This window comes from Ferruginibacter sp., from assembly GCF_049840995.1.
In the GTDB taxonomy this organism is placed as follows: Bacteria; Bacteroidota; Bacteroidia; order Chitinophagales; family Chitinophagaceae; genus Ferruginibacter.
In genome coordinates, this window is the sequence record NZ_JASGIP010000003.1 from 1,001,623 (window position 1) to 1,025,073 (window position 23,451).

Annotated in this window: 22 protein-coding genes, 1 tRNA gene and 1 pseudogene; 13 read left to right on the top strand and 11 right to left on the bottom strand. The window is 42.5% G+C overall.

The genetic code is table 11. From position 1 onward, the window contains the following. Positions 1–17 precede the first annotated feature (17 nt). Together QM738_RS06090 and QM738_RS06095 are read left to right on the top strand one after the other, a co-directional pair. Positions 18–491 (top strand): GIY-YIG nuclease family protein, encoded by a 474-nt coding sequence (locus QM738_RS06090; RefSeq protein ID WP_462275788.1) that lies wholly within the window; start codon positions 18–20, stop codon positions 489–491. Between the two features lie 343 nt (positions 492–834). Next, the gene (locus tag QM738_RS06095) at positions 835–1,275 is read left to right on the top strand and encodes a hypothetical protein (RefSeq protein WP_462275789.1); all 441 of its coding nucleotides are present in this window, start codon (positions 835–837) and stop codon (positions 1,273–1,275) included. Positions 1,276–1,418: 143 nt separating this feature from the next. Here QM738_RS06095 and QM738_RS06100 read toward each other — a convergent pair. Both QM738_RS06100 and recQ read right to left on the bottom strand, forming a co-directional pair. Continuing rightward, a tRNA-Phe gene (locus tag QM738_RS06100) sits at positions 1,419–1,491 on the bottom strand. Positions 1,492–1,769: 278 nt separating this feature from the next. Continuing rightward, entirely contained in the window at positions 1,770–4,067 is a 2,298-nt protein-coding gene (gene recQ / locus QM738_RS06105; RefSeq protein WP_462275790.1) for a DNA helicase RecQ, read from the bottom strand. A 271-nt stretch (positions 4,068–4,338) separates the two neighbouring features. Here recQ and QM738_RS06110 point away from each other — a divergent pair, with 271 nt between their 5' ends. The 6 genes from QM738_RS06110 to QM738_RS06135 all read left to right on the top strand — a co-directional run bounded on the left by QM738_RS06110 (position 4,339) and on the right by QM738_RS06135 (position 10,709). Beyond that, complete coding sequence (locus tag QM738_RS06110) at positions 4,339–5,304, top strand: KpsF/GutQ family sugar-phosphate isomerase (protein ID WP_462275791.1); 966 nt, start codon at positions 4,339–4,341, stop codon at positions 5,302–5,304. Beyond that, entirely contained in the window at positions 5,301–6,785 is a 1,485-nt protein-coding gene (locus QM738_RS06115; RefSeq protein WP_462275792.1) for a S41 family peptidase, read from the top strand. Before QM738_RS06110 ends, QM738_RS06115 begins: the two co-directional genes overlap by 4 nt. Before the next feature lie 4 nt (positions 6,786–6,789). Next, positions 6,790–7,872 carry a mannose-1-phosphate guanylyltransferase gene (locus tag QM738_RS06120; protein WP_462275793.1) on the top strand — a complete coding sequence of 361 codons (1,083 nt, stop codon included), beginning with the start codon at positions 6,790–6,792 and terminating at the stop codon, positions 7,870–7,872. 162 nt (positions 7,873–8,034) lie between these two features. Continuing rightward, positions 8,035–9,186, top strand: a complete 1,152-nt coding sequence (locus tag QM738_RS06125; protein ID WP_462275794.1) for a methionine aminotransferase — start codon at positions 8,035–8,037, stop codon at positions 9,184–9,186. A gap of 165 nt (positions 9,187–9,351) precedes the next feature. Continuing rightward, the gene (locus tag QM738_RS06130) at positions 9,352–10,146 is read left to right on the top strand and encodes an amidohydrolase (protein ID WP_462275795.1); all 795 of its coding nucleotides are present in this window, start codon (positions 9,352–9,354) and stop codon (positions 10,144–10,146) included. A gap of 14 nt (positions 10,147–10,160) precedes the next feature. Then, entirely contained in the window at positions 10,161–10,709 is a 549-nt protein-coding gene (locus QM738_RS06135) for a hypothetical protein (RefSeq protein ID WP_462275796.1), read from the top strand. On the opposite strand, the gene QM738_RS06140 is transcribed toward QM738_RS06135, so the two are convergent. The 4 genes and pseudogenes from QM738_RS06140 to QM738_RS06155 form a co-directional block, all read right to left on the bottom strand. Beyond that, positions 10,706–12,223, bottom strand: coding sequence for a S41 family peptidase (locus tag QM738_RS06140; RefSeq protein ID WP_462275797.1), 1,518 nt, complete (start codon positions 12,221–12,223; stop codon positions 10,706–10,708). The genes QM738_RS06135 and QM738_RS06140 overlap by 4 nt on opposite strands. After that, positions 12,220–13,245: a thiamine-phosphate kinase gene (gene thiL, locus QM738_RS06145; protein ID WP_462275798.1), complete on the bottom strand. Its 1,026-nt coding sequence runs from the start codon at positions 13,243–13,245 to the stop codon at positions 12,220–12,222. Before thiL ends, QM738_RS06140 begins: the two co-directional genes overlap by 4 nt. Before the next feature lie 18 nt (positions 13,246–13,263). After that, positions 13,264–13,638 (bottom strand): annotated as a pseudogene (locus QM738_RS06150) (four helix bundle protein); the annotation flags it as partial. A 174-nt stretch (positions 13,639–13,812) separates the two neighbouring features. Then, positions 13,813–14,592 carry an inositol monophosphatase family protein gene (locus tag QM738_RS06155; protein ID WP_462275799.1) on the bottom strand — a complete coding sequence of 260 codons (780 nt, stop codon included), beginning with the start codon at positions 14,590–14,592 and terminating at the stop codon, positions 13,813–13,815. A gap of 54 nt (positions 14,593–14,646) precedes the next feature. Here QM738_RS06155 and QM738_RS06160 point away from each other — a divergent pair, with 54 nt between their 5' ends. Next, a complete protein-coding gene (locus QM738_RS06160) occupies positions 14,647–16,065 on the top strand; it encodes an FAD-binding oxidoreductase (protein ID WP_462275800.1) in 1,419 nt (472 codons plus the stop codon). A 99-nt stretch (positions 16,066–16,164) separates the two neighbouring features. Next, complete coding sequence (locus tag QM738_RS06165; RefSeq protein ID WP_462275801.1) at positions 16,165–18,111, top strand: glycosyltransferase; 1,947 nt, start codon at positions 16,165–16,167, stop codon at positions 18,109–18,111. Here QM738_RS06165 and QM738_RS06170 read toward each other — a convergent pair. Further along, the gene (locus QM738_RS06170) at positions 18,083–19,228 is read right to left on the bottom strand and encodes a glycosyltransferase (protein ID WP_462275802.1); all 1,146 of its coding nucleotides are present in this window, start codon (positions 19,226–19,228) and stop codon (positions 18,083–18,085) included. The two genes, QM738_RS06165 and QM738_RS06170, sit on opposite strands and share 29 nt — an antisense overlap. Positions 19,229–19,494: 266 nt before the next feature. Here QM738_RS06170 and QM738_RS06175 point away from each other — a divergent pair, with 266 nt between their 5' ends. After that, entirely contained in the window at positions 19,495–19,695 is a 201-nt protein-coding gene (locus QM738_RS06175) for a hypothetical protein (RefSeq protein ID WP_462275803.1), read from the top strand. Positions 19,696–19,697: 2 nt separating this feature from the next. Here QM738_RS06175 and QM738_RS06180 read toward each other — a convergent pair whose 3' ends face one another. After that, complete coding sequence (locus QM738_RS06180; protein WP_462275804.1) at positions 19,698–20,963, bottom strand: pyridoxal phosphate-dependent aminotransferase; 1,266 nt, start codon at positions 20,961–20,963, stop codon at positions 19,698–19,700. Between the two features lie 118 nt (positions 20,964–21,081). Then, positions 21,082–21,609 carry a peptide-methionine (R)-S-oxide reductase MsrB gene (gene msrB, locus QM738_RS06185; protein ID WP_462275805.1) on the bottom strand — a complete coding sequence of 176 codons (528 nt, stop codon included), beginning with the start codon at positions 21,607–21,609 and terminating at the stop codon, positions 21,082–21,084. Positions 21,610–21,753: 144 nt separating this feature from the next. Between msrB and QM738_RS06190 the strand changes: the two genes are divergently transcribed. Together QM738_RS06190 and QM738_RS06195 are read left to right on the top strand one after the other, a co-directional pair. Further along, on the top strand, positions 21,754–22,329 hold the full coding sequence (locus tag QM738_RS06190) for an adenylate kinase (RefSeq protein ID WP_462275806.1): 576 nt from the start codon (positions 21,754–21,756) through the stop codon (positions 22,327–22,329). A 75-nt stretch (positions 22,330–22,404) separates the two neighbouring features. Continuing rightward, a complete protein-coding gene (locus QM738_RS06195; protein WP_462275807.1) occupies positions 22,405–22,872 on the top strand; it encodes a DUF1569 domain-containing protein in 468 nt (155 codons plus the stop codon). 1 nt (position 22,873) lies between these two features. Here QM738_RS06195 and QM738_RS06200 read toward each other — a convergent pair whose 3' ends face one another. Next, the gene (locus QM738_RS06200) at positions 22,874–23,251 is read right to left on the bottom strand and encodes a type II toxin-antitoxin system death-on-curing family toxin (RefSeq protein ID WP_462275808.1); all 378 of its coding nucleotides are present in this window, start codon (positions 23,249–23,251) and stop codon (positions 22,874–22,876) included. After that, complete coding sequence (locus tag QM738_RS06205; protein WP_462275809.1) at positions 23,251–23,442, bottom strand: hypothetical protein; 192 nt, start codon at positions 23,440–23,442, stop codon at positions 23,251–23,253. The genes QM738_RS06200 and QM738_RS06205 overlap by 1 nt, the downstream gene beginning before the upstream one ends. Positions 23,443–23,451 lie beyond the last annotated feature (9 nt).

Sequence of the window (23,451 nt, forward strand, 5' to 3'; positions counted from 1 at the left end):
TCTAACGATACAGCGTCATGAATTACAATCTTGAAAATAGCGAATTAACCAAAGTGTTAAAGACGGCTGAAAAGGACCTTCTTTCGAAGAGTCGTATAAAATTTGAATTGTCATCTACTTGGAGAAATCAGCATGTGCCGGACTATCCAGGAATCTATGCCCTGTTTGAAGGGCTGGATAATTTAATTTATATCGGAGAAACAGGAAATCTACGAGAAAGAATGAATGATATCTGCAGAACTGTTAACCATACTTTTCGTCGTCAATTCGCTAATAAAAGGTATGGAGTAGAGAAGACAAAGAAAAAATTTGATGCAGATATCGAGATTAAACTTGATAACTTTTTTAAGGAACAATTACATCTGGCTTTTATTGAGGTTAATTTCGGAAGAATTGAAATTGAAACATACTTGGTCGACAAATACCAGAAGGCGCTTTTAAACTCCGAGAAGAAAAGAAAACTGAAATTAACCCTCGATGATTTGGAATAATAAGTTTATTGTATGGGACATATCCCCACAGTTTTGTTCCAAAAAAATGATCATAACTCTTTTGTTATAATCACTCCGTTTTGTTCGTGATGAGGGTGTGGGACGCAAGGATTTGAAATACAAATATTGAGTAACACCTTGAATTTAATTAACCAACCTATTGTTTTATTCTGTACATTTTATACCTTTATATCAAAGTGCTTATTGGCAAGCCTGCTCGTTCGTGCAAAGATTTCATCAGCCAATAGATAATATAACCTTTTTCCAGGCTTTTTATCTAATCAAAGATTACGAACGCAAAATATTTAGATAAGAAGTCTGGGTAACATAAAAAGATTATATTATGACCCACACTGAATTTTTCAAACTCCAGGCAAAAAACCTTTTCAGGGATTTTCAGACAAAAAAGAAATCACCGGATGCAGCAATTGGTGATTACGAGTACGACCCAAAATACTTTGATATTGAGGGAGTCATACTTTACTTTGATATTGACGAAGAAAATTTTAGCTTAATGAACGCCCAGCATATCATTGCGGATATGGTTGGATTTAACAAATGGACAGAACTGATAAAAGCTTCCGAGCCGGAACTGGAACTCGCAAAGTTATTATTCGATAACCAGGACAGCGTTTCATTAGACGATTGGAAAATGTATATCATCAGCATGGAAAGGGAAAACAATACAACGCTTCATCCAGAAACTAAACTGGAAATTTTCCAGCAAGTTTTTCTTGATGGAGGATATGAAAGGTTAGTTGTATCGGATAATTTCCGTTTGTAGGGTTCAAGGAGATTTTCTAAAACGCAGCGAAAATGTTCACTGCAAGTTTTTCAAGTCTCGCCATATATACTGTTTGTTGTACCTATGTTGTACCCAAAATAAAAAAGGCTTTCAGTTTTTCGCTGAAAGCCTTACCTGTCTAGTGGTGTGGGCCGGGATTGAACCGGCGACACAAGGATTTTCAGTCCTTTGCTCTACCAACTGAGCTACCGCACCATTGCTGCAAGCTATCCCGCTTTCGTTTCCTCAGCGGGACGTTGTTTTTCTATAACTCCTTCGTCGTTATGAAAAACTACCGCCGCACCGCCTGATCAATTACTAATTAAAAATGAATAATTAATAATTGGGGTTGCAAAAATAAGGGATTATCCCCAAATAATGCACCAAAATAAAGAAAGTTTGAAGACGATTTGAGATTTTAGATTGGCGATTTCGGATTTAGAAGTTACATCATTCATACCAAAAATCTAAAATCGCCAATCTGAAATCCGAAATTAATTGCCGTATTCGCAGAGGAACTTGATCCGCATCAGCTTCAGCTGCTCCCAGTTAAAGTTGCTGTCTGCCAGCTCTTCCTGGGCTACCTGCAGTGAGGAGGTTTCGCAGCCTTTAAAATAGTCGATGATCTCGTCCTGCTCGTATTCGTCCACCATTTCGTCAATGGCATAGTCCAGGTTCAGCTTGGTGCCGCTGGCTACAATGGTTTCCATTTCTTCCAACAGCTCGTCTATGCGCAGGCCGCGGTTCTTGGCCACGGTTTCCAGCGGTATCTTTTTATCAATGTTCTGTATGATGAAGATCTTGTTGTTATTTCTATTGGCCACGCTTTTCATCACAAAATCGTCGGGGCGTATAATGTCATTTTCTTCCACGTATTTAGCTACCATATCAATAAAGGGCTTGCCATAGCGCAGGGCCTTACCTTTACTTACACCGCTTATCTTTTCCAGTTCGGCCATGCTGGTGGGGTACATTGTTGCCATGTCTTCCAGGCTGCTTTCCAGGAATATTACAAAAGGCGGCAGGTTTTTTTCCTTGGCCACTTTTTTGCGCAGGTCCTTCAGCATTTCCACCAGCTTGCTGTCCATAGTGCTTTCGGTGCTAGCCGTTGGGTCGCTTTCCTCATCGTCGGCATTGGCATCCTCAAATAAGTTATTCAGCACTATTTTGAAAGAAGTAGGCTTTTTCAGGAAGGCTTCACCTTTTTTGGTGAATTTCAGCAGGCCATATTCTACAATATCCTTGGCTATCAGGCCGCTCAGCAGCAACTGCCGTATCAGGCTGTTCCAGAAATGAGGTTCTTTATCGTTGCCGCTGGCAAACACATCCAGCTCTTCGTGGCGGTACATTTTTACCGCCGGTGTGGCTTTGCCCGCCAGTATCAGTTGTATATAATCTATCGGGAAGCGTTCTTCCAGCGCTTTTATCACTTTCAGCACAGTTACCGTTTCGGCCTTGGCCTCAATTTTTTCTTTGGGGTTCAGGCAGTTATCACACTGGCCACAGCTTTTGCTGTCGTCGTAATCCTCACCAAAATAATGCAGCAAGGTTTTGCGGCGGCATACGCTGCTTTCGGCGTAGCTCACGGTTTCGTTGATCAGTTGGGCGCCCACTTCGCGTTCGCTTAGGGGTTTATCCCGCATAAAATGCTCCAGCTTGGCCACATCTTTGTGCGAATAATACAGGATGCACTTGCCCTCCATGCCATCGCGGCCGGCGCGGCCGGTTTCCTGGTAATAATTCTCTATCGATTTAGGAATGTTGTAATGTATCACAAAACGCACATCGGGCTTATCGATGCCCATACCAAAGGCAATGGTGGCAACGATCACTTCCACATCTTCATTTAAAAACTGGTCCTGGCGTTCGGCACGCAGTTTACTATCCAGCCCCGCATGGTAGGCTACGGCTTTAATGCCATTGGCCATCAGCATCTGCGCCAGTTCTTCGGTGGTTTTGCGGTTGAGCGTGTAAATGATACCGCTTTTGCCCTTGTGCTGCTGAATAAAGCGCACAATGCTTTTATTGGTCTGATCTTTATTTATTTTAGGCTGGATCTCGTAATACAGGTTGGCCCGGTTAAAAGAAGAGATGAATACTTCGGGGTTGCGCAGGCCAAGGTTCTTTACAATATCACTTTGCACTTTGGGCGTAGCTGTAGCGGTAAGGGCGATCACGGGTATCTTTTCATCTATCATGTCCATTATTTCCCGCAGGCGCCTGTATTCGGGGCGAAAATCGTGGCCCCATTCAGAGATACAGTGGGCCTCATCCACCGCAAAAAAAGAGATCTTCAGGTCTTTAAAAAAGGAAACATTTTCTTCTTTGGTCATGGTTTCCGGTGCCACGTACAGCATTTTGGTGCGGCCGGTACTCAGGTCATCCTTAACTATTTTCTGTTGTCCTTTATTCAGTGTGCTGTTTAAAAAATGCGCCACATGGTCTTTGCTGCTGTAGCTGCGTACCAGGTCCACCTGGTTCTTCATCAAAGCGATCAAAGGAGAAACGATGATGGCCACCCCTTCGCTGATGATGGCGGGCAACTGGTAGCAAAGGCTTTTACCGCCGCCGGTGGGCATAATCACAAAAGTATCTTTACCGGAAAGCAGGTTGTTGATGATGGCTTCCTGCGGGCCGCGAAAACTGTCCAGGCCAAAATGCTGCTGCAGCTCGGCTGTAAGGTCGTACTGTGCAGGCTTTACAGGCGCAGCAGTTTTATCGCCGGCGGGCTTAGTCGTTTTCTTTGTATCGGCTTTGGGTTTTGAAGCTTTAGATTTTACAGTAGTAGCCATATCAATTTTCCATCACACTATTTCTGGTGTTGTTTTATGAGTGAAAACAGTTTTTTTTAAAGGGGCAGCGAAGTTAACGCACATGGGCTGCAAAATCAAACCCTTTATATAGTATAACTGATAAATAATCGTTATAATCATTTAAGATACTCAAAAAAATCCAAAATGCAAGCCTTTAACAAAACCAGCCGGTGTTTGATTACCCAAACATGACGTGCAGTGCCCTAACCCTTTGCATTATGGCCTATTTAAAGTAGGTTTGCGCCACCAAATGAGCCATTCCTCTATCATAGCATCCGCACAGCGTACCATTGAGCTGGAAGCACAGTCTGTAACCGGCCTGAAAGCCTTTATCAACAACGATTTTATTAAAGCGGTGGAAGATATTGCAGCAGCAAGGGGCAGGCTGGTGATCAGCGGCATTGGCAAAAGCGCCATTGTAGCCCAAAAGATAGTGGCTACGCTGAACAGTACAGGCACCCCGGCCCTTTTTATGCACGCTGCCGATGCCATACATGGCGACCTGGGTATGATACAGCAGGATGATGTGGTGATGATCATCAGCAAAAGTGGTGACAGCCCGGAGATAAAAGTATTGGTATCGCTGGTAAAAAATTTTGGCAACACCATTATTGGTATGGTGGGCAAAATACCTTCGTACCTGGCACAGCACAGTCATATTATTTTAAATACCACTGTGGAGCAAGAAGCCTGCCCCAACAACCTGGCGCCTACCACCAGTACCACGGCACAAATGGTAATGGGCGATGCCCTGGCCGTGTGCCTGATGGAGCTGAAAGGCTTTAACAGCGCCGATTTTGCAAGGTACCACCCCGGCGGCATGCTGGGCAAAAAACTGTACCTGCGGGTAAACGATCTTTCGGTACAGAACGAAAAACCTGCGGTACAACCCGAAGCAACGCTGAAAGAAGTGATCGTGGAGATGACCAAAAAGCGTCTAGGCACCGCCGTTGTGATCAACGGCAGCAACCAGGTGCTGGGTATTGTTACCGATGGTGATCTGCGCCGTATGTTGGAAAGTACCGCAGACCTGGGTAAACTTACTGCTAAAGACATTATGAGCAAAAGCCCCAAAACCATTGTTGCCGATGCATTGGCTACCGAGGCGCTGGACCTGTTAAGGGCACATGATATCAGCCAGCTGGTGGTAACAGAGAACGATTGCTATGCCGGCATTATTCACCTGCACGACCTTATAAGGGAAGGGATCATATGAGAAACCGGGTAACTGCTTTTTTATGGCTGATTGTTATAGCTGCAGGCTGCAGGGACAGATCAATGGATGATCCTGCCATTAAAGAGATACCCATTGCACATGCACAGGCCGACCTGGAAACCATGAGTGATATTTTAAGAAGTGCTCATCCCTCACTGAACCTGTATATTTCAAAAGAACGATTTTTTAGTTTGATCGATAGTGTAAAGCAGTCCATAAAAGCGCCTGTTTCGTTGGGCGAATTGTTTACCAAGGTAAATTTTATTGTGAACGAAATTGGCTGCTCGCATACTTATGCCACACTGCCTGCTTACGTATACGATACTTTACAGGACCGGGCTTATTTTTTTCCTTATCCTGTAAAATGGGTGGAAGGCAGGCTTTTGGTGAATGTTTCGGGCTACGATCTGCCCGAAGGCACAGAGATACAAAACATTAATACACAACCGGTAAAAAAACTGCTGCAGGGCATGGCACAATATAATTCAGTAGAAGGCCATCACAGGAATACGCAGCTGAACCTTGCCGGTGATGATTTTAGTTTTGAATATTATCTGCAGTATGGAAAAAAAGATGCTTTTAGCCTGGTTATAAAAGACACAATGGGCAGGAACAGGATCGTGGAAGAAAAGGCGGTCACGCTGTCGGAATGGAACGACCGTAACAATAATGCCAAATATTATTACGATCGTACAGAAGTGGACTATGACCTTACCTTTAATGATGCGCAACAATGGGCTTATTTAAAACTATCCACATTTCATTTTGAAGGTGAGCAGCGGCAGAACGCTTTTTCAAATTTTTGTTACAACAGTTTTGAGTTGCTGCAGCACAAAAAAAATATCCATTCGCTTATCATCGACCTGCGGGAAAACCATGGTGGAAAATTATACAATTGCTTTTTGCTGTATTCTTACCTGGCCACGCAACCTTTTAATGAATACGTAGCAGTAAGTACCAAGATCAGGAAAGTGCCTTATGAAACCTACCTGGATACCAATTTTATTAATGATGATGAAACGGGTATCAACGATCAGCTGCAGGAAGAGTTCTCTTCTAAAATGAGCAACCACTTTTTTTATATGCCCGATTCGCTCGTGAACAGTTGGGAACCGGACAGTTTGCGCTTTAAAGGCGATGTGTACGTGATCACCGGCAGTAGCGTGGTATCATCGGCCTCGTATTTTGCCACTATGGTAAAGAACAGTGGCCGAGGCAAGGTGATCGGTGAAGAAACCACCGGCGGATCTTCTTCGGGCAATGGTTTTAATTCTTTAAAATATATTTTGCCGCATTCTGGCATCAGCCTGGAGTTTGCATTTGCACATATTACCTATAGCTTTGGCGATGAAAAAAATGCGGGCAATGGCCTGCGGCCGGATTATTATATGCCGGACAGTTATGAATCGTTTAAAAAAAATGATGACAGGCAGTTTAGTTTTATAGTAGATAGCCTAATTTTAAAAAAAAATCAGCAGTAATACAATGAATAAAAACAATTACGTAGCAATAATGGCCGGCGGCATTGGCAGCAGGTTTTGGCCCATGAGCCGCACCGATTATCCCAAGCAGTTTTTGGATATTTTAAATACAGGCAGAACATTGATACAGGGTACATTTGACCGTTTTGCAAGATTTGTTCCGGTAGAGAATATTTACGTGGTTACTTCTGAACAGTATAAAGATATTGTGGCAGCACAATTGCCCGAAATGCCGGTAGAGAATATTTTGTGCGAACCATCCCGAAAGAACACTGCGCCCTGCGTAGCGTATGTTTCGCATAAATTGCTGCAGTTAAATCCCGAAGCCAACCTGATCTGTGCACCTGCCGATCATATTATCCTGGAGCCGGAAAATTTTGAGAAGATCTGCCTGGATGCATTGAATTTTACCGCCAACATCAAAGCCTTGGTAACATTGGGTATTAAACCTACGCATCCCAATACCGGTTATGGCTACATTCAATACGAACCCCATGCAGTAAGCGATAATGTGTACAAGGTGAAAACCTTTACCGAAAAGCCCGACCTGGAACTGGCCAAGACCTTTATTGCCAGCGGCGACTTTTTATGGAATGCGGGCATATTTGTATGGCAGGTAAAAAATATTGTGACTGCTTTTGAAAAATTACTGCCCGAGCTCAACGAATTATTTGAAGCAGAAAAAACCAAGTTCAATACAGCTGCTGAAAAAGAAGCCATCGACAGGATATACCCGCTATGCGTAAATATTTCTATTGATTACGGCATTATGGAAAAAGCGGATAATGTTTATATCATTCCATCTTCATTTGGCTGGAGCGACCTGGGTACCTGGGGCAGCGCTTACGAAAATCTTGGAAAAGATTATTTGGAAAACGCCGTGGCGGGTGATAATGTTGTGGTGATAGATGCTACCAGGAATATGGTGCATGCCGATAATAAAAAGCTGGTGATGCTGCAGGGCCTGGATGATTTTATAGTGGTAGATACCAAGGATGTGCTGATGATCTGCAAAAAAGAAAAAGAGCAGCAGATCAAGGAATATGTGGCAGAGATAAAGAGAAGTAAAGGCGATAAATTTCTTTGATTGCACGAATAAAGCGAATTACACGAACTTATAGCCCGCAGAAAAAAGGATTATTCGCCTGTGGCGAAAAGTTTAGCCACGGATTACACGAATTAACACGGATAATATCTGTGAAAATCTGTGCAATCCGTGGCCAATTATTTTAGAATAAAATAACTTTAATTGTTACCGATCATTAATAGCAAGCAGCCCAATTCAGGCACCACCATTTTTACAGTAATGAGCGTGCTCGCGGCCGAGCATAATGCCATTAATTTAGGGCAGGGTTTCCCGGACTTTGCAATGGATGAAGAATTGACCGGGCTGGTTACCGCAGCTATGCGTAAGGGTTACAACCAGTATGTGCATATGAATGGCTTGGCAGCGTTGCGGGAGCAACTGGCGGAAAAGATCCGGTTTTTATACAACTGCAAGGTAGATGCTGAAAAAGAGATCACCATTACACCCGGCGGTACCTACGCCATTTTTACGGCACTTACCACTGTATTACAACCCGGTGATGAGGTAATTGTTTTTGAACCAGCTTACGACAGCTACATTCCCACGATAGAAATAAACGGCGCCGTACCGGTTTTGATCCCACTTACTTTTCCTTCTTATAAAATTGACTGGGAACTGGTAAAGCAAAAGATCACTCCCAAAACAAAAATGATCATGCTTAACAGTCCGCATAATCCTACCGGCAGCGTGTTAAGCGAAGATGATATTACACAATTGAGGAGCATTGTAAAAGATACCGGCATCTTCATCTTAAGCGATGAAGTGTATGAGCATTTGATATTTGACGGGCTGCAGCATCAGAGCATGTTGCGGTATCCCGATCTTTTGGAAAGAAGTTTTGTTTGCTTTTCGTTCGGCAAAACTTACCATTGCACCGGCTGGAAGATCGGTTATTGTGTGGCACCTGCAGCATTGATGAGTGAGTTCAGGAAGATACACCAGTTCAATTGCTTCAGCACCAACAGCACGGTACAGTTTGCACTGGCAGAGTTTTTACAGCAAAAAGAAAAATACCTGGAGCTGGGCCCTTTTATACAACAGAAAAGAGATTATTTTGCCAGCCTGATGCAACAAACGAAATTCAAAGCATTACCTTCTTACGGCAGTTATTTTCAATTGTACAGTTATGAAGGCTTAAGCGATGAAAATGAAAGAGAGCTTGCCATACGCATCACCAAAGAGTATGGCGTGGCCAGCATACCGGTCTCCGTTTTTTATAAACAACCCACCGATAATAAAGTACTGCGCTTTTGCTTTGCCAAAAAAGAAAGCACATTAGAGGAAGCGGTGAACAGGCTGATCCGTTTTAGATAACGCAACTTTTTTAATAAAGCGCCTGCGGCGCTTTAGAGGGGAACGCGGATTTTTATGATGGTTATGATTTACACAGATAGGTCATAACTTATCATAAAAATCTGCGTTCCAAAAATATACCGCCGCAGGCGGTATATTGCTTAAATTTGGGTACAATTAACCGTAATGTCTACACTCACTATCACTACCATACAAAGCAACCTGATCTGGGAAGATAAGACCGGTAATATGCAGCAGCTGCAGCAAAAGATCGACAGTATTGCCGAAAAAACAGAGATCGTGATATTACCGGAAATGTTTACCACGGGCTTTAGTATGAATGCGGCCGCACTTGCAGAAACCATGAAGGGCGAAACAATTGAGTGGATGAAGATGGTAAGCAACAAAAACAATATTGTACTTACCGGCAGCGTGATGATAAAAGAGCAGGACAAATATTTCAACCGCCTGGTATGGATGCTGCCCAATGGCGAATACGGGTATTACGATAAACGCCATTTATTTGCGTATGGCGAAGAAGACCAGCATTACAGTGCCGGCAATAAAAGATTGATCGCATCTGTAAAAGGCTGGAAGATCAATTTACTGATCTGTTATGATCTGCGGTTTCCGGTGTGGGCAAGACAATCCTTCGACTCCGCTCAGGACAAATCAGAGTACGACGTATTGATCTATGTGGCCAATTGGCCCGAACGCCGCAGCCATGCATGGAAGACGTTGCTTTGTGCAAGGGCCATCGAGAACCAGTGCTATGTAATTGGCGTGAACCGCGTAGGCGACGATGCCAAGAATATTCATTACAGCGGCAACACATTGGTAATAGACCCTATGGGCCAGGTGCTCTACCACATGGCCGATGAAGAAGATGTGAACACCATCACTTTATCGAAGGAAAAGCTGGAAGAAGTAAGAACAAAATTCCCTTTTTTGAATGATGCGGATGATTTTACTATCTTGTAATCTCTTTTCTGAACATGCCAGCATACACTTACACTTCTTCTATTGATTTTATCAATGATCTTTCATTTGATCATATTGAAACTTATTCGTTTCAACGGGGCCCGCAATTTGAAGAGCGCAAACGGCTAAATCACCTGGAGTACAGCAGGCTGGATACAAGAAAAAATATATTCGATGATCTTACAGCACAAGAAGAAAAGCGGTTGGATGAACTGGAGCAGTTGGCAAAAACTCAATACCTGCTGAATGAAGAAGGCCATTTTCACTCCGGTTGTATAATGACCAACCGCTTTAGTATTAATGATCCGCAGGTTGCAAGGTTAAAAGATATACTGCTCACTAAGATCACGGAGATACCTATGTGGCTGTGTTCGCCAATGTACCGCGATGCTGTGGTATTTTATAACAAAGCACACGAAATTGTAGCAACGCTGAATGTTTGTTTAAGTTGCAGCTATATGGAAACCCAAATGTTTCACTATATAAATGCCGATCATACAACCTACGAACTGCTGAGGGAATTTTTTACCAGTATCGGCCACGAAGTAGAAGCGGATATTTAGTTTGTTGTTCCGGTTGGGCTATTGCCGGCCTTTTTACCTTTTATCATATCCATCACCACCTGCATTTTTTTATCGTATCCTTTTATCAATGCATCATAGCTGGTGCCGATATAAATATCCGGCATTACGCCGCGGCCATCTTTTGCAACATGATGGTATTGCACCAGGCGGAACAATGGGAGGCGCACCCTTAAATGTGTATTGGGTAAAGTAATATCGGGTATCATGATACCGCTATTGCCATACCAGCCGCCACCGGCTTCTTCGCCAATTATTTTAATACCGGGTTGGCCTTTAACGGCATTGCAGAATAATGCAGAGGCAGAAAACGTTTGCCCATTGATAAGTACATAAAGATCACCATCAAAATGATTGTGATGTTTGGCATGATATAATTTCCGCTCCCACATGCCAAAATGATACATGCCGTCCTTCTTTTTATGCGTCAGGAATATCAGCCCGAGGTTATTGATAAATCTTTCCTTGATGTATTTTGAATAAGGGTGCAAAGATCTTGCTACAGCAAATGAAGAATCAGCTACTTTAAAGGGTCTTCGTGTAACGTATTTCGTTAGTAGTGTTGACAGGTTGATCTTGCCACCCCCATTGCTCCTGATATCGAGCACCACATCTTTGATCCCTGTTTTTTTGATGTACCGGAAGGTTTGGCGAAAGAATTTGCGCAGTTTCCCCGTTGCAAAAGTGTTTAGTGTGATCACGGCTGTGTTATTGGCGGTGTCTACTGCCAGCGAACGGGTATTCGCCATCATCTGCTGCCTTCTTTCTTTTTTTGAAAAGGGCGGCGGCGGTGGAATATTCTTCGGCCTTTTGCTGGTATCCCTCGGTGGATCGAATAGAGGCACTTTTATAGTTTGCTGCTGGTTGTTAGCATCCAGGTAAGTTACAGTGTATTCCCTGGTCAAGCCAAAAATATTGCGGTGGTAATAAGGAAAATTATTGCTCAGCCTCAGGTAGTTCACATTGTTGGCATTGCCATCCTCCGTCATATAAGTGAACATCTTTTCGGTAAGCGCCGTAGTACTTAAGCCATTGATAGCTGTAATAAACATGCCTCTTTTTAAAACAGAATCTTTTCGGTTAAGGTTACCCGTTATCACCATGGTATCATTCCATACCTTCAGGAACAAGGGAAAGGAAGGAATGATCCTGTTGTTCACCCATTTATTATAGGCTTTGCTCATGCCAAAACTGGTATGCCCGCAATGTATCTTATCAGTTAGCGGGGCAATGATCTTCCAGCCAAACTGCTGCTCCGTCATGCTGTCTTCAATGGCATTGTAATAGCGGTCAAAATACATATCCATACTGTCTTTGCTTGTGTACCAGTAAAGAGAGGGATGTTTTTTTTCCAGGATATTTCTTAAGAGCGTAAAATCCTGCTGCAGCTTTTGCCGGGAGTATTTTTTATAAGGAGTATAATTTTTTTTGGTTGCTGAACAACTGCCCAGTACAACCAGCAAGAATAAATATATGGTCAGGGTTAAGCGGTTCATTTCTTCAGGTGATTCCAGCCCTGTGCAACCAACTCATACTTGTTTCCACCACGGGTAATGATGTGTTGCCCTTCAGACTTGTCTGTAATATACCCAATAATGCTCAGGCCGTTGTTGGCATTTATTTTTTCGTAATCAGATTGTGATACGGTAAACAACAGTTCATAATCTTCACCACCACTTAAAGCGCAGGCTGTTGGGTCCAGCTCCAGCTTATAAGCAAAGGCCTTACTGTCTTCATTCAATGGCAATTTATCTTCGTACAATACACAACCTACATTGCTTTGTTTGCAGATGTGCAGCATTTCACTGCTAAGCCCATCGCTGATGTCCATCATACTGGTAGGCATAATATTTTGTGCGGCAAAATATTCAATCACATCTTTTCTTGCCTCGGGCTTTAATAAACGGCCTACAATATAGGCCTGGTTCTCCAGGTCGGGTTGGGCGCCGGTTTGTTCGAATATTTTTTTCTCTCTTTCTAAAATGGTCAATCCTAAAAAAGCGCCACCCAGGTCGCCGCTTACGCAGATAAGATCGTTTGCTTTAGCGCCGCTGCGGGTTACATAACTATCGGGCGCCACTTCGCCAATAGCGGTAATGCTGATGATAAAGCCCCGTTGGCTGGTAGTGGTATCGCCACCTACCAGGTCCACTTCATATTTTTTACAGGCTGCATATACACCTTCGTAAAATTCATCCAGCGCTTCCACACTGAATTTATTGCTGATACCGATGCTGATAACAATTTGCGTAGGTGTTGCATTCATGGCATAGATATCACTCAGGTTCACCACAACGCTTTTATAACCCAGGTGTTTCAATGGCGTGTAGCCAAGGTCGAAATGAATGCCTTCCAGCAACAGGTCGGTGCTGATCACTGTTTGTCTTCCAAAATGATCGATCACAGCACCATCATCTCCCACACTTAAAATAGTGGAAGCGTTTTTGATTTCATTGTTCTGAGTCAAATGATCTATTAACCCAAATTCGCCAAGAGAAGCTATTTCAGTTCTTTCCATAAATTTCAATTTCAGATTTTAGATTGCCAGTTTCGGATTTACTTTCAGCTTGTTACCCTTTTCTCTTTCGGCGTTCATATTTCTCAGTGTTGTATTAATTGATCTTACAATAATAGCAAGTAACTCATTTGCCTCCCGGTACAACACTCTTAATTCTTTTTTAAAATCTTCGTTAAACTCAGCAAGCAATTCATAAAAATGCATGGTCTCGTCCAACTCTTCTTCTACGATCCGTAGTTTATTTACAAAGTCTGCTTTTGATTTGGCCCTGCAGGCCGCCCTGTAATTGGCAGAAGCAGAACTGGAGCATCTTACTATTTGTGCTATATAAGTTTTATTTACAACAGAATAAGGAAAGATCAAACAAAGCTTTCCTGTATCTACAGCCAGCGTTTTAGCCTTTTCATGATATCAAACTTACTGACCGCTACCTTTATTGGTGATTTTAGATTGTCGATTTCGGATTTGATCATACATTAATCTTTTAAAAAAATTTTGTTACAAATAATTTCAATAAAAGACAAGGTTCAACGTCACGTAATAAATCTACAATCGCCAATCTGCAATCTACAATCCCTTCCTGCCGTTGATTATTTCGAGCATTTCATCATGTATCAAACCATTCGTTGCTAAGATGTGGGGTTGATAAGGGGAGTAATGATTGCCTTCAAAATCAGTTACCCTACCACCAGCTTCCTGCACCATTAAAAAACCAGCGGCGCTGTCCCATGCAGAGAGTTTGTGCTCGTAAAACCCATCAAAGCGGCCGGCGGCCACCCAGCAAAGATCAATAGCGGCACTGCCCAGCCTGCGTACAGGCACACCTTTGCGGATCAGCTTTTCAAAGGTTTGTAAAGGCCCGTTCGGCGCATCTAAGTACGTGTACGGGAAACCGGTAACCAGGCAGCTTTTTATTACTTCCGCCTTGTTGCCCACTTTTATTTTTTTACTGTTCAGTGTGGCGCCCTGTCCTTTTTCGGCAAAATACAGCTCGTTCAGCACCGGTGCATAAACAGCGCCCATGATCATCTCACCATTCTTTTCCAGTCCGATACTTACACAGCAAATGGGTATGCCATTGGCGAAATTGATAGTGCCGTCAATAGGATCAATGATCCATTTGTATTCGCTGGTGGTAACGATCTCACCGGTCTCTTCACTTAAAATAAAATGATCGGGATAGTTTTTCTGAATGATATCAATGATGGCTTTTTCAGCAGCATGATCTGCCTCAGTAACCGGGTTGTTGATACCTTCTTTGTTGGTGATCTTGAATTCGCCGTTGAAGAAGCGTTGTAGTTCTTTTCCGCCGGCTTCCACGGCGTTTAGCAGAATGGTTTTCATCATCACACAAAGATAACTTCGATTTCGGAATTTGGATTTATGAATTTAGATTTGGTTATGCAACGGAAACACTTTTTAAAACTGGCATTGCTTGGCAATATCGGCCTGCTGCTGAAGCCTGGTAACAGTTTTGCAAAAAATTTATTACTTCCCGCAAGCGGGCACAGCAGCGATAATGTGCTCTATTACAAAAAAGGCACACCGGAATATGAGCAATTGCGCAAAGGATTCAATAAGCGCATTGATAAATATCCGCAGGTGATCGCCTTGTGCAAAAACACTGCAGGTGTGGCCGAAGCGATGCAGTATGCCCGGCAGAATAATTTGCCGGTGGCCGTAAAAAGCGGTGGCCATTGCATGGAAGGCTTTAGCTGCAATAACAATGGCATGGTGATCAACCTCAGCCAGATGAAAGCAGTGAACTGGGTGGATAAAGAAACGATCAGTGTACAACCCGGCTGTACTTTGTCAGAATTATATGATAACATTTTGCCCAAAGGAAGAATTCTGCCGGGCGGATCCTGCGCCAGTGTGGGCATTGGTGGCCTTGTACTGGGCGGCGGCTATGGCTTGCTGGCCCGCAAATTCGGGCTTACCTGCGACAGCCTGCTGGAGGTGACCATGGTGGATGGTAATGGCAAAGTGATCAATTCTGCAAGCGACAAAGAACTGCTGTGGGCCTGCAAAGGTGGCGGTAACGGTAATTTCGGCGTGGTAACGGAATTAAAATTCAAAACCTATAAAGCGCCGGCCACTTTACAAAGTTTTCGTTTTAAAACCTATAAGGTAAATATAGCAAAAGCCAAAGCAATCTTTGAAAAATGGTTCAGCGTAACAGCAGCATTGCCGGTGGATTGCTTTTCGGCCTGCCTGCTGAATGGTAAGACCATATACATTTTATTGACCAATGCCGGTAAACATAGTGCTGCTGTACAAAAGGTGATCAATGAACTAAGTGCAGTTTCGGGCAAGAATACCAAAACCAAACCACAACCATTGGCTACTGCATTAAAAGTTTTTTACGGGCAAAAAGAACCATTGTATTTTAAAAATGCTTCAGCAGGATTGTATAAGAATTTTGCAGACATAGAAAACTATATCGATAAAGTGCTCGACACCGTACTGGCAACGCCGGGCATGATCTACCAGGTGAATACATTGGGCGGCAATATTCAAAATGCAGCATTTGAAAGCGGCGCTGCGTTTGCACACAGGGCCTTCCCTTATTTTTCGGAATTACAAACTTATTGGCAAACCGAAAAGCAAAGCGCCCGGTTATTAAAGCAATTTGAACAGGTACAGGAAATTTTTACGGGCAATGGTATACATGCGCAGTACAGGAATTATCCTGACATCAATTTTAAAAACTGGGATGCATTGTACTATGGCAGTAATTACAACCGGCTGCAAAAAATAAAATCCAAATACGACCCTGACAACATCATACGGCACGAACAAAGTATACAGAATGGTTGAGTATAAATGCCTTTTAATAAAGCTTTAATGGTATATGTTTTAAGTAATTGTTACATTCGCAATGCGATCAATTTACCTGTTTGATACTAAAACTTACTGTTGTTGCATTTATCGGTCATTATAGTAAACTACAATGTAAAATATTTTTTAGAGCAATGCCTTTATTCGGTATTAAAAGCTGTTAAGCATATTAATGCGGAGATCATTGTGGTGGATAATAATTCAACCGACAACAGTAAAGACCTGCTGCCTTCAAAATTTCCTTCTGTTAATTTTATCTGGAACAGTGTGAACGTAGGCTTTGCAAAAGCCAATAACCAGGCGGTAGCCATTGCAAAAGGCGATCATATTCTTTTTTTAAATCCTGATACTATTGTACCCGAAGATTGTTTTGAAAGTTGCCTGCAGTTCTTTCAGCAGCACCCGGAGGCCGGCGCATTGGGCATACGGATGATAGATGGTACCGGTAAATTTTTAAAAGAAAGCAAGCGGGCTTTTCCATCGCCGCTTACATCGTTGTATAAACTATCGGGCCTTACCAGGCTTTTTCCCCATTCCAAAACATTTGCACGCTATCACCTGGGGCATTTACCCGAGCATGAAGATCACGAAGTGGATGTGCTGGCCGGTGCATTTATGATGATACCTGCTGCCGTATTGCAGCAAACGGGCAGTTTTGATGAAACCTTTTTTATGTACGGCGAAGATGTAGACCTGAGTTACCGCATACAAAAAGCAGGATACAGGAATTTTTATTTTGCGCAAAGCACCATTATACATTTTAAAGGGGAGAGTACTAAAAAAGGCAGCCTTAACTATGTGCGGATATTCTACAGCGCCATGAGCCTGTTTGTAAAAAAGCATTACAGTGGTAGTCGTGCAGGTGTATTTAACCTGTTGATACAAACCGGTATTTTTTTGCGGGCACTTCTCTCTGTCATTGGCAAGTTTTTAAAAATGATCGGCCTGCCATTGATCGATGCAGCCGTTATATTCACCAGCTTTCTTTGTGTAAAAGGCTTCTGGAGCATGTATGTAAAAAAAGAAGTGAACTATTCTCCCAATGTGCTTGTTATCGCCTTCCCGGTCTTTACAGTTATCTTTTTAATTGCCTCGTATTATTCTGGTTTGTACGATAAAGGTTATAAACAGGCACAGCTTAACCGGTCCACCATCATGGCGGGGTTGGTATTGCTGAGTGGTTATGCATTGTTGCCCGACAGTATGCGCTTTTCGAGGGGTATACTATTGTTTGGTATTGTGCTGGCCTTTGTTATTATGAGTATGCTGCGCTGGTTGTTTTTGCAATGGAATTTATTAAGCCGTGTGGAAGATGAAAATAGTTACCGGCAAACCATTGTGGTGGCCGGCGAAAAAGATTTTGCCGGTGTAACTGCGCTGATACAACGGGCAGGCATGCCTGAAAAAGTATTAGGCAGGGTAAACGACAGCAATACCAGCAGCAGTAAAGCACTGGGCAGTATCCAGCAGCTGCCACATCTCATCAAAAAGTACCCGGTAAAAGAGATCGTTTTTTGCGAAGACATTTTAAGTTTTAAAGAAATAATTGCCATTGTACAGCAACTGCCTGCGGGGGTAAACAATAAATTTCATGCATCGGGCAGCAGCAGCATAGTGGGCAGCAACGATAAGGATATAAGCGGTGAATATGTAAGTATCAACGATCACTATACGATCAACGACCCCATCAATAAACGGAACAAGAACCTGCTGGATGTTGTTTTGTGCATCGTCTTCCTGCTTACTTTTCCCCTGCACCTTATACTGCAGAAAAACCGCCTGCAGTTCTTTAAAAACCTGGCGCTGGTTTTATCACGTCAACGAACCTGGGTGGGCTATTCGGCTCCTGCTGCAAAACTGCCGCCTATAAAAAAAGGTATCATCACTTCCACCACGCTGCCGCAATCGGTGAATGACCTGCCGCTGGAAAGTCTTTATCTTTCAGATGAATGGTATGCCACCTTCTATTCTGCATCAAGAGATCTTAAAAAGGTCATCAGGGGGTATCGCTACCTGTGTTACTAAACGGGAAAGTGGTTTTTATAAATTCACGGATCACTTCTTTGTAATTATCCTGGTTGATAGTGGGAATAGTATAAGAAAATGCAGCTGCTTTCTGCAACGCATCCTGCAATAAAAAATCTGCCTGCGGTACACTGAAAAATAAATGGCGCTGCATTAAATAATTGGCCAGGTATTCCTGTTCCGTTTGGCCGGGAGTAGGCACCAGTATGGCTTTTTGCTGCAGCTTTACCAGGTCCATAATGGTGGTATAACCGCTCCTGCTGATGATCATTTGTGATTGCTGTATCAGCTGGTTTAATGCTGTTGCATCAAGATGATTGATAACGGTTAGTTTTTGATTGGAATACAACAGCGGTGTTTTTTCATTTGCTTCTCCGGGTAAACCTTTTACCAATACAGCAGTTCCAGTAAAATCTTTTAATTGAGCTATCAATATATTTTCAAATAAGGTACGCTGTGGTTCTGGCCCCGATAATAAAACAAGAAGGTCGATCTTTTTTTCAACACTGCTTTTTTCAAAGCGGGACAAAGGACCTAAATATTTTACCGGTACCTGCGGCATTTTTTTCGGGTGCGACAGGTCTCCTGCAAGATCATCACCTGTGCTGTTATCCGGTATCCAGCAGGCATTATATTTATTGATAAAGCGGTAGTGTATCTTTCGTGTAAACCATTCCGTTAGTTTGCTGCCTGTTTTGATCTGCAGCTGGTGCGTAATGTAAATACAGGGAATAGCTTTTGTATATAAACCCAAACGGTTGTCGGAAATAACCGCATCAATTTTATATTCATCAATGATATTATGCAGCCATTTATTTTCTGCACGAACTGTTTTTATCAAGGCAGGAAACTGTAAAAAAAGTTTCAGTGGCAACCACGCCCCGCGGCTGCTGTAGCGGATTTGATAGCCTTCCAGCACCGTAAAAACCACATCCGGAAACTCTTTTTTTAATAAATTTTTTATGCCTCCGTCAGCTGCAATTACCACCTCAATATCCTGCTTTATTAACTCGTAAATAATTGGAATACAACGGGTGGCATGCCCCAGCCCCCAGTCCAGTGGTGCCACCAACACCCGCCTGCATTGCCTACTTATGTTAATTCCTTCATATTTCATTTTAAGAAAACAATAAATTATTGTGAAAATAGTTTAACTTTAATAATCTAAGCTGATGAAAAAACTATTTAAAATCACAATACTATTAACATTGATTGTTAGTTTGATAGTTACCGGTTGTTCTTCTGCCAAAAAAGGACAATGTGGTTGCCCAAGCAAAACAGGGATGATAGGTTATTGAGGTAATAATGATTGTAGTATAGAACCCAATTTCACTTATGAACAACTCTAACCGGGATTTACTGGTATTGTTCAACCAGGAGCTGATGACTCCCCAAGCAATCGAGCATGAAGTAGAAATGCTTCATGGTATTTTGTACATGGTTGAAAGCCCTGACAACATTGTTGCAGCCCACGAAGTGATCGACATCAACAAGTACAAGATCACCAATTCTCCACAACAACTCCGCAGTATCATTCGCCAGAGAGAACTAAAACCCTTTGTGTTTTTGAATTGTAAGAATTAAGCTTATTGCAGTTTGCTTAAGGCTGCCTTTAACTTTTCCAGCATTTCATCAATCTCTTCTGTTTTGCAGGTACCCACGCTTAGCCGGTACCAATTGCTGTTCTTGCTTGCTCCAAATGCATAGAACGGTACGATCGCAATTTTTGCTTCATCCAGGATATACCCCGTTACATCGGCCTGTGTTGCCAGCAGTTTTCCATCCGTGGTTTTTTTGCCCACCAGGTTTATTTGTATGGTAAGATAGATGGCCGCCTGTGGTGCTACCGCATCTACCGTAAATCCTTCCTTCTTCAATTGTATAAAGCCGTTGTATATCCTGTGCAGGCGTTCTTCAATTGCCGCTTTAAAGCCGGTAAAATAGGTATCAATCTTATCTCCCTGTATTAAATAATCCGCCACTGCTTTCTGTTCGGCCATGGGCGCCCACGCACCCACATGACTGTTGATGGCTTTCATTTTGTTGATAACATGCGCCGGGCCCAGGCTCCAGCCCACCCTTACACCGGTGGCAGCAAAGGCTTTGCTGATACCATCAATAAAAACGGTATAAGCTTTCATCTTGGGGTTCAGCGAAACGGGGTTGTAATGCACAGTATCTCCAAAGGTCAGCGTCCAGTATATCTGGTCGTACAGCAGGTATAATTTCTTTTCATCCGCACCGCGTTGTTCGTTCTCAGCGATCACCAGGTCGCAGATAGCGCTTAATTCTTTTTTAGTAAATGTGGTACCGGTTGGGTTGAGCGGGGAACACAATGCCAGCAATGTGGCGCCTTTGATATGCGGCTTTATCTGCTCTGCCGTAGGCATAAAATTATTTTCCAGCTTGCTTTCTATCAGCACATGCTCGCCTTCGGTAAAGTGTACATAGTGATTATTGTTCCAGCTGGGTACGGGGTAGATCACTTTATCGCCTTTATCTACAATAGCCCTGAAGGCCGCATAGATCAGCGGCCTTCCGCCTGCAGCGATCAGAATCTCATTAGTACCATAATCAATACCTTCCCTTGTTGCAATAAATTGAGATACCGCTTCGCGTAACTCCGCAATGCCATCGGCAGGCGGATAGGTAGTGTTGCGTTTGTTATAAGAGTTGATGATCGCGTCTTCCAGCTGTTGCGGAATAGGAAATATGGATGCGTCGAAATCCCCGATGGTATAGTTGTAAATTTTATTGCCCTGTTTTATTTTTTCCTTAATGGCTGCACCTAAACTAACAATTTCAGAACCTATCAGCGTTTCGGCAAGCTGGCTTAACTTATCTGACCCCATAACATACATTATTTGACCGCAAAAGTAAATTTTAATAGGGGTATAACAAAACCATTGGCACTGTATTAAAATATAAAGCCCCTGCTTTTTACAGGGGCTTTATTATTGTATCGGTATCTTATTTTGTTTCTTCTTTCTTTTCAAAATCCAGCACAGTACCATTGATACAATACCTTAAACCGGTTGGTGGCGGACCATCTTCAAATACATGGCCCAGGTGGCTTTTACACCTGCCGCACATTACTTCGGTACGTTTCATTCCATAACTGTTGTCGGGTGCGTATATCAGGCTGCCCTTGGTAACAGGTTCAAAAAAGCTGGGCCATCCGCAACTGCTTTCAAACTTGCCATTGCTGCGGAAAAGCGGGTTACCGCATACGGCACAATAGTAAGTGCCTACTTCGTAGGTGTTCCAGTATTTACCGGTAAAAGCCCTTTCGGTGCCTTTTTCACGGGCAATATCGTATACGTCGCGGGGTAATATCTTTTTCCATTCGCTGTCGCTTACATTTACCTGGCTGCTGTCTGTTTTTGAATACACGGGGTTTTTATCCTTGTTGTTGTCCATATTAGTTGTTTTAGTTTTATTATTGAAATTACAACCCATCATAATAAAAAGAAATGGTATGTAAATTAATTTTATCATGAACTGCAGTTTTACTTTTTATTGAAGCATTATTATATACAAAAAACGATGTCTTAAAGTTTTTCAACAGTTTCTTGCTATTGTTAAAGGATATTTAAAGTTCGTATATTATATTTGCTTACATCATAAGGTTAGCAAATAACTATGTTTAATTTAATATTATTTGGCCCGCCCGGCAGCGGTAAGGGAACACAAAGTGAAAAACTGATTGCCAGGTACGGGTTAAAACACCTGAGCACCGGCGACCTGTTACGCAGCGAAATTGCTAACCAGACAGCTTTGGGTGTGGAAGCAAAAAAGATTATGGATAAGGGGCAACTGGTACCCGATGAAGTGGTGATAGGCATGATCAGTTCTGCACTGGATGCCAATCCCGGCGCCAAAGGGTTTTTATTTGATGGTTTTCCCCGCACATCTGCACAGGCCGAAGCACTGGATAAATTACTGGAGCTTAAAAAAACGGGTATTGCTGTAATGCTGGCTTTGAATGTGGGTGAAGAAGAGTTGGTAAAAAGATTGATGAAACGTGGAGAGACCAGCGGCCGCAGCGATGATACCAACGAAAATGTGATAAGGGCAAGGATCACTGAATACCGCAACAAAACAGAAATGGTGGCAGATTACTACCGCAATTTTGATAAAGTGGTAATGGTAAAAGGCGAAGGAACCATTGATGATATCTTTAGTTCTCTTTGTAAAGAAATAGATGAAAGAATGTAAATGACAACGATATTTTTTAAACATCCCGCCAACCGGCGGGATTCTTTTTTTATTTACATTGTGTAAAATAACGATATGGATGCTGCTAAACTGGAATTTATTCAAACCGGCTTTGTACCACTTGTAAAGGGTTTAAAAGCTGATACTGCGGGCAACTGGGGCAAGATGAATGCGCAGCAAATGCTGGAACATGTAGCAGGTTTTTTTGCCGTATCGGCTGGTAAAATTCATTTTCCACTGGTTTCTCCTTCGGAGCATATGCCCAAGCTGAAGGCATTTTTATTAAGCGATAAACAATTCAGGGAAAACACCAAGGCGCCTACATCGGTAATTGGAGAAGAGCCACTTCCGGTACGTACCAATAATATGGAAGAAGCAGTTGCCAAACTGCAATACAGCATTGATGGCTTTATAGCTTATTTTAAAGGCGATCCGTATAAAACAACTTTACATCCCGTATTTGGCGAGCTGAATTTTGAAGAGTGGGTGTTATTGCATTATAAGCATTTGATGCATCATGGAAGGCAGTTTGGGGTAGTGTGATTTAAAAAGATGCAGTGTTTTGTTTAAGCCATTCAACTATCTGCTCAAATTTTATTTCGCCTGTAGAAATTTTAATTACAAATGAATAGATGGTGTCATTAGATGGCGAAAGCTCCAATTTACCCTCTTCTAAGATTGCTAACATAGCTAAGTAGCCTGTACGCTTGTTGCCATCTACAAAAGGATGATTTATGATAATGCTTTCCGCAATTGCAGCGGCCTTTTCTATTTCAGTCGGATATAAATCTTCACCACCGAAAGTTTGGTACGGTCTTGAAATTGCACTTTCCATTAAACCTTCGTCTCTTATTCCCTGAGAACCTCCATATTTAATAATAGAAAGCTCGTGTAATTTTAAAATTACTTCTTTAGTAATCATTACTGCGCTAATTTTTGCAATATATCATCATATTTTTTAGACGCTTTTTCAAAAAAAGCCTCAGTATCAAATTTTGCGTTCTCAGCTTTTGAAATTTTAACTAGATGCTCTAGTATTTCTTTTACCGCAGCTTCATTGTTTAACTTACTAATTTCATTGATAGCTGCTAATTTCATTTCTGCAACACTCATAACTTTACA

Excerpts from the sequence above, each read along its gene's own strand:
- QM738_RS06090 (WP_462275788.1), top strand. The coding sequence starts at position 18 with ATGAATTACAATCTTGAAAATAGCGAATTAACCAAAGTGTTAAAGACG.
- QM738_RS06095 (WP_462275789.1), top strand. The coding sequence starts at position 835 with ATGACCCACACTGAATTTTTCAAACTCCAGGCAAAAAACCTTTTCAGG.
- recQ (WP_462275790.1), bottom strand. The coding sequence starts at position 4,067 with ATGGCTACTACTGTAAAATCTAAAGCTTCAAAACCCAAAGCCGATACA.
- QM738_RS06110 (WP_462275791.1), top strand. The coding sequence starts at position 4,339 with ATGAGCCATTCCTCTATCATAGCATCCGCACAGCGTACCATTGAGCTG.
- QM738_RS06115 (WP_462275792.1), top strand. The coding sequence starts at position 5,301 with ATGAGAAACCGGGTAACTGCTTTTTTATGGCTGATTGTTATAGCTGCA.
- QM738_RS06120 (WP_462275793.1), top strand. The coding sequence starts at position 6,790 with ATGAATAAAAACAATTACGTAGCAATAATGGCCGGCGGCATTGGCAGC.
- QM738_RS06130 (WP_462275795.1), top strand. The coding sequence starts at position 9,352 with ATGTCTACACTCACTATCACTACCATACAAAGCAACCTGATCTGGGAA.
- QM738_RS06135 (WP_462275796.1), top strand. The coding sequence starts at position 10,161 with ATGCCAGCATACACTTACACTTCTTCTATTGATTTTATCAATGATCTT.
- QM738_RS06140 (WP_462275797.1), bottom strand. The coding sequence starts at position 12,223 with ATGAACCGCTTAACCCTGACCATATATTTATTCTTGCTGGTTGTACTG.
- thiL (WP_462275798.1), bottom strand. The coding sequence starts at position 13,245 with ATGGAAAGAACTGAAATAGCTTCTCTTGGCGAATTTGGGTTAATAGAT.
- QM738_RS06155 (WP_462275799.1), bottom strand. The coding sequence starts at position 14,592 with ATGATGAAAACCATTCTGCTAAACGCCGTGGAAGCCGGCGGAAAAGAA.
- QM738_RS06160 (WP_462275800.1), top strand. The coding sequence starts at position 14,647 with ATGCAACGGAAACACTTTTTAAAACTGGCATTGCTTGGCAATATCGGC.
- QM738_RS06170 (WP_462275802.1), bottom strand. The coding sequence starts at position 19,228 with ATGAAATATGAAGGAATTAACATAAGTAGGCAATGCAGGCGGGTGTTG.
- QM738_RS06175 (WP_462275803.1), top strand. The coding sequence starts at position 19,495 with ATGACTCCCCAAGCAATCGAGCATGAAGTAGAAATGCTTCATGGTATT.
- QM738_RS06180 (WP_462275804.1), bottom strand. The coding sequence starts at position 20,963 with ATGGGGTCAGATAAGTTAAGCCAGCTTGCCGAAACGCTGATAGGTTCT.
- msrB (WP_462275805.1), bottom strand. The coding sequence starts at position 21,609 with ATGATAAAATTAATTTACATACCATTTCTTTTTATTATGATGGGTTGT.
- QM738_RS06190 (WP_462275806.1), top strand. The coding sequence starts at position 21,754 with ATGTTTAATTTAATATTATTTGGCCCGCCCGGCAGCGGTAAGGGAACA.
- QM738_RS06195 (WP_462275807.1), top strand. The coding sequence starts at position 22,405 with ATGGATGCTGCTAAACTGGAATTTATTCAAACCGGCTTTGTACCACTT.
- QM738_RS06200 (WP_462275808.1), bottom strand. The coding sequence starts at position 23,251 with ATGATTACTAAAGAAGTAATTTTAAAATTACACGAGCTTTCTATTATT.
- QM738_RS06205 (WP_462275809.1), bottom strand. The coding sequence starts at position 23,442 with ATGAGTGTTGCAGAAATGAAATTAGCAGCTATCAATGAAATTAGTAAG.